This window comes from Pseudoalteromonas sp. GABNS16E, assembly GCF_028598715.1.
GTDB classification, from domain to species: domain Bacteria; phylum Pseudomonadota; class Gammaproteobacteria; order Enterobacterales; family Alteromonadaceae; genus Pseudoalteromonas; species Pseudoalteromonas atlantica.
Genome location: NZ_JAQREZ010000127.1, coordinates 1 through 1,375, shown reverse-complemented (window position 1 = coordinate 1,375; position 1,375 = coordinate 1). Strand labels below are relative to the sequence as shown.

The following is a 1,375-nucleotide window of genomic DNA, read 5'->3' as shown; positions in this document are numbered from 1 at the left end:
GACGTGCGTGCGCCCAGCACCCCACAAGACTGGCCTGTGTCTTTTCATAAGCTTGATAACCATCAACATGTAAGTACCCTTGATAGCCATCAAGATAATCCATCACGCAGGCGGCTGCGCGACTAGTTTGGTAGTCGTAAAGCACGATGTTAGGGATGGGGCTGTCGGGTTTAGGTGAGTCAGCACCTGAGCAGTACACCCACATGTAACTATTCACTTTATCTGATTTCACCACATTGACCGTGGTTTCATCAGCGTTAAGGAGTGGTTGCTTGAGTAATTCTTCTTTTAACCGTTTAACCAGCGGGGTAAACAGCGCTGCTGACTTAATCACCCAATCGCTCATGGTTTGGCGGCTCAGCTCAATGCCGTATTGCTTAAACATGCTCTCTTGGCGATGAAGCGGTAAACCATATTGATATTTACTGGTGATGAGTTGGCTAAGTAAGCTCGCGGTGGCAATGCCTTTGTTAATGGGCATGGCGGGCATAGGCTGTTGCTTTATCGTTGACCCAGTGCCTGATTTTTCACACTCACGACAGGCGTATTTAGGGCGAATATGTTCAATCACTTTGACGTGTGCTGGAATGAACTCAAGCTTTTCAGCAGTATCTTCACCGATTTTATGTAACTCACCACCGCAACATGTACAGCTTTTATCTGCTATGTCGTGGATAACTTGTTCACGGGGTAAGTCTTTTGGCAGTGGCTTGCGTTTAGGCTTGTTGCGGGTGTAGCTAATTCCTTGCTGCTCAGGCTCAGCTTTCTCAGCAATCTCTTCAACTTCATTAAATAATTCACCTTGCCCTACAAAGCCTTCAGCACTTTTGCCGAATTGCTTTTGTTGGGCTAAACGGAATTGCTCATATAAATAGGCGATTTTAGCATCTTTCTGTATAGATACTTCGCGCTCATATTTAAGCTGTTTTTCAAGCTCAGCAATGCGTTGTTGTAAGGTAAATACATCGTTCATGCCGTTTATTTTACGGCTTTTATGCACAATGAATAGGGTTAATAACTTAAACCTTGATGATCATCAATTGATCTAAGTAATTAAGTCACTGTGTGCTGACTGACGTTGATTTCTTCATGGCCAATAACGTCATACCCTGATAATAGCCAATGTAATTGTTGCTCATTCAGTGTCATGGTGTCACGTTTAAGCTTAGGCCATTTAAAGCTGTGCTTATCAAGTCGCTTGTACCACAATGCAAAGCCTGTCTTATCCCAATAGAGAAGCTTTAACTTGTCGCGCTTTTTATTACAAAACACAAACAGCGCGCCCGATAGCACGGGTAATTCAAGCTCACATTCCACCAACGCCGCAAGGCCATTGATGGATTTACGAAAGTCCACATGCTCAGCACATAAGTAC

At 44.1% G+C, this 1,375-nt stretch carries 2 protein-coding genes; both read right to left on the bottom strand.

Features of this window, described 5'->3' with window-relative positions; translation table 11 throughout:
* Nucleotides 1-973: IS66 family transposase (gene tnpC, locus PSI06_RS20915; protein WP_273604799.1), on the bottom strand; the 973-nt coding region annotated here is incomplete at its 3' end.
* An 80-nt stretch (nt 974-1,053) separates the two neighbouring features.
* On the bottom strand, nt 1,054-1,375 hold a 322-nt coding region (gene tnpB / locus PSI06_RS20910), incomplete at its 5' end, for an IS66 family insertion sequence element accessory protein TnpB (protein ID WP_273604800.1).